This is a genomic window from Paraburkholderia oxyphila NBRC 105797 (genome assembly GCF_000685075.1).
Classification (GTDB): Bacteria; Pseudomonadota; Gammaproteobacteria; order Burkholderiales; family Burkholderiaceae; genus Paraburkholderia; species Paraburkholderia oxyphila.
On sequence record NZ_BAYD01000225.1, the window covers coordinates 1 to 4,001 of the forward strand.

Consider the following 4,001-nt stretch of genomic DNA (forward strand, 5'->3'; position numbering starts at 1 on the left):
CCGCGAAAACAAGTTAAGGCCAAGGCAAGGCCGGGGGCAATGCCAACGCCCCCAAAAATCATCAACTCTCGCTCAAGCTTCGAGCTGCTCAAGCACCTTCCCTTTCGTCTCAATCCCAAGAAAATGCACTGTCAAAGCAGCAAGAAACGGCACAGCCGCAAGGATATAAAACGCCACATCGAGATTCCCCCCGATCATCGTCTTCGAGACGATAGTAGGCGCAAAGATGGCAGCCACTTTCAGCCAGGCACCGCCCATCCCACACCCAAACGCCCGAATACTCGTAGGATAAAGCTCAGGCGTATAAACATACGCAGTAATAAAACCGCAAGCAAGCAACCCAAGCGACAGCGCACAGAACGTAGCCACAACATAAACCGACATCCCATGGCAAATACCGGCCATCGCGAGCGACACAGCACACAACACAAACGAGACGTTGATGATAGGCTTGCGACCCACCTTATCCACCAGCAACGCACAGGTAAGCGACCCGATCACACCCAGCACCGAAGCGGCCACCGCGAGATTAAGCGCAAGCTGCAGCGGCGCATGATAGACATTGCGATAAATCGTAGGCAACCACGTAGAAAGCCCATACTGAATGAACCCGCACGTCATCCACAGCATGGCCACCGCAAGCGTGCGCTTGAGATACGCGGGCCCAAACAGATCCTTCACACTCCGCTTCGGATGGCGCTTGACGAGCGCATCAAAGTCACCGGCATTGGTGACCGGATCAAGCGGCCCCTTCGCGGTACGCTCGAACGCGCTCACGGCATCGGCAGCCTCCTGCATCCGCTCGCGTTCAGCGAGCCAGCGCGGCGACTCGGGCACGAGCTTGCGCAACACGAAGAACAGCACGAGCGGCAGCGCGCCGATGAAATACATGGCCTGCCAGCCGAAGCGCGGCACAATCCACGCGCCCAGCGCATTCGACGCCAGCAACCCAACCGGGAACACGATCTCATAGAGGAGAACGAATCGTCCACGCCCATGAGCGCGGCTTACCTCGTTGATATAGGTCGCGGCCACAGGCAACTCGCCACCCAGCCCAAATCCCTGAATCACGCGCAGCGCAGCAAACACGAGAAAGGTCGGCGCGAAGCCACAAGCAATGCTCGTCAGGCCGATAATGCCCGAGCTCCATGCAATCGCCCGCACGCGGCCATGGCGCTCGGCAAGCCACGGAAACAGAAAGGCACCGAACAGCTGGCCAACCGACCCCGAGGCGATCAGAAAACCAATCTCCCACGGCGTGAGATGCCACTTCTGGATCAGAATCGGCAATGTCGCGGCAATCGCGATCACGTCGAAACCATCGAAGAAGGTAGCCAGGCCGATCAAGAGGCGCGCACGCACCTGCATGGCGTTGGTCGGCAGCCGTTCGAGCCGCGCGATGATCGATCCGCGCGTGTGTGGCCCACTGAACGTCTCGGCAACCGGCGCGTCGCCGCAATTGCCGATGGTGGTATCGAAAGTTCTCATGCCTGTGGTCCCGTCTCCGTGTTGTCTCGGGCCTTATGCGAGGGCCTTGCTCGTGTCCGTGAGCGCCGCGATGTCGACCGCGCGCCCCTGGCTCATCCATTTGCGCGCGAGCTTGAGGTCGCGCGCCGAATTGATCGCGATGACGCCCCGCAGATGCCCTTGCTCCACAAAGAAGAGCGTCGCGCGCTTTTCCTCGAGGCTGCCGCGCAGCGCCGGCGCAACGCCTGCCGGAATGTCGCCAAGAATCTGCAGGTTCACGTCGTACTGATCGGACCAGAACCACGGAATTTCCGCGTAAGGCGTCTTCACGCCGAGCACGGCCTTCGCCACCGCAATGGCCTGATTCTGTGCATTGGCCCACGACTCCAGCCGCACGCGGCGCTTCAGCCATGCATTCGGGTGATTCGCCACGTCGCCGCAGGCAAATACGCAGGCATCCGAAGTTTCACCAAACTCATCCACGACAATGCCGTCTTCCACGGCAAGGCCCGCGGCCTCGGCAAGCGACGTGTGCGGCGCAAGGCCGATGCCGGCCACGGCGAAATCGGCGTCGAGCGTGCTGCCGTCCGCGAAGGTCGCGCGCACGCCGCCTTGCTCGCAGTCTTCGAGCGAGACGAGCGCCGCGTTCAGCCGCACGTCCACGCCGTTCGCGCGGTGCAATTCGAGCAGGAAGTCCGACACGTCCTGCGGCAGCGAGCGCGCGCACAGACGCGCTGCGCCCTCCACCACGGTCGCAGCCACGCCGAGCTTGCGCGCGGTCGCCGCCACTTCGAGCCCGATCCAGCCGCCGCCCACCACCAGCACGCGCTGACTGCTGCGCAGCCGCTCGCCCAGCGCCATCGCCTCGTCGAGCGTGCGCAGATAGGTCACGTGCGCGCTCTTCGCGATGCTCGCGGGCAGCTTGCGCGCCGCACCGCCCGTGGCGATCACGAGGCGGTCGTACTTCACTTCGCGGCCCGAGCGCGTGGTGACCACGCGTGCCGCGCGGTCGATGGCCGTCGCGCAGTCGGGTTGCCAAGCTTCCACATTCAGGGCGGCGAATTCGTCGGGCTTGGCAATGCGCACCGTTTCGATATCGGCTTCGCCCGCCAGCACGGCCTTCGAGAGCGGCGGACGCTCATACGGCAGGTGCACTTCGTCCGCGATCATCACGAGCCGGCCCGCGTAGCCTTCCTTGCGCAGCGTCTTCACGACCCAGCCCGCTGCCTGGCCGCCGCCGATCACCACGACGGTGCGTGGCGCTTCCTCTGCGTGGTTCTCGATTGCGTCGCTCATTGCTTACGCTCCGTCATGAACTTGCCTTGCGGCGCTTCCGCGTTCTTCTGGCGGCGCGTGTTGCCGTCGAGGCCGCCGTCGATCGCCCACTCCGCAAACACGGTCGGGCCCGGCTCGAAATCACGCGGCTGCCATTCCGGCGTGAGCACGTCTTCGTCGGCGTAATACTCGATCAGCGCGCCCGCCGGGTTCTTGAAGTACCAGAAGTACGCCGAGGAAACCGGATGCCGGCCAGGGCCAAGCTGTGTGGTCCAGCCGCAACGGCTGATATGCAGGCCGCCGCCAAACACCTCGTGGATGTCCGCACCGTGAACGCCACGTGATTGAGGCCCTTCTTGCCGTCGGGCAGCGCGAGCAGGAACAGGTCGTGGTGGCCGCCGTGCGGCGCGCAGCGCATGAACGCGCCACGATCCGGATAGCGGTCCGACGTCTCGAAGCCAGCAGCTCGTGATAGAACTGCTCCTGCTCCGCGAGGCAGTTCGTGAAGAACACCACGTGACCCACTTCCACCGGTCGCGCGCGCTCATAGATCGGCGACGGCGTATCCACGCGCAGCGTCTGGCCCCACACGTTCGACGGCGAGCCCTTCAGGTCGATCTCGCGCCGGCGCGTGACTTCCACGCGAATCGCCATGCCTGCGGGGTCGAAGCAGCCCACCGCTTCCGGCTCGCTGTAATAGCCCGGCTGGCCCTTCAGGCGCTCGCGCAATGCGTCGAGTTCTTCGCGCGTGGCTACACCCCACGTCACTTCGCGCAGCGTCGGGCCTGCTTCAAAGGCGGCGGGCAGCGTGGCGTCGTTCGCGTCGGCCACGAGCACGGTGCAGCCGTTAAGCGTTTCAAAACGCGCACGCGTTTCGTCGTGCGACGTCTCCGTCAAACCCCAGTCGGCGAAAAAGCGCCGGCAGGTTTCGAGATCGGTCACGCCGTAGGTAATCTGTTCGATGCCAAGAATCGTCATGTTCATTGCTCCGTTGCGCGCGCTCAGGCGTTGGCCCAGGGCAGCGGCGCGTCGTTCAAGCCCCAGTAGAGGCTCTTCTGCTGCATGTATTCGCGAATGCCGAGCCGCCCTTTCTCGCGGCCCATGCCGCTCTCCTTCCAGCCCGAGAATGGCGTGGAGATCGAGAACAGCTTGTACGTATTGATCCAGACCGTGCCCGCTTCGAGCTTGCGGGCCACGCGCCACGCGCGCTTGTAGTCGCGCGTCCAGATGCCGGCGGCAAGGCCGAACACGCTGTCGTT

General features: G+C 63.7%; 3 protein-coding genes and 1 pseudogene. All 4 read right to left on the reverse strand.

Features of this window, described 5'->3' with window-relative positions; all coding sequences use genetic code 11:
* Window positions 1–72: 72 nt before the first annotated feature.
* The gene (locus tag BO1_RS48230) at window positions 73–1,488 is read right to left on the reverse strand and encodes an MFS transporter (RefSeq protein WP_028223699.1); all 1,416 of its coding nucleotides are present in this window, start codon (window positions 1,486–1,488) and stop codon (window positions 73–75) included.
* Between the two features lie 33 nt (window positions 1,489–1,521).
* Window positions 1,522–2,763 carry an NAD(P)/FAD-dependent oxidoreductase gene (locus tag BO1_RS48235; protein ID WP_028223700.1) on the reverse strand — a complete coding sequence of 414 codons (1,242 nt, stop codon included), beginning with the start codon at window positions 2,761–2,763 and terminating at the stop codon, window positions 1,522–1,524.
* Window positions 2,760–3,720: pseudogene (locus BO1_RS55900) on the reverse strand (VOC family protein). Before BO1_RS55900 ends, BO1_RS48235 begins: the two are co-directional and overlap by 4 nt.
* Before the next feature lie 23 nt (window positions 3,721–3,743).
* The coding region (locus BO1_RS55905; RefSeq protein WP_043289246.1) for an aldehyde dehydrogenase family protein at window positions 3,744–4,001 on the reverse strand (258 nt) is incomplete at its 5' end.

What these genes read in the sequence shown, in the direction of transcription:
- BO1_RS48235 (WP_028223700.1), bottom strand. Translation starts at nt 2,763, where the DNA reads ATGAGCGACGCAATCGAGAACCACGCAGAGGAAGCGCCACGCACCGTC.
- BO1_RS48230 (WP_028223699.1), bottom strand. Translation starts at nt 1,488, where the DNA reads ATGAGAACTTTCGATACCACCATCGGCAATTGCGGCGACGCGCCGGTT.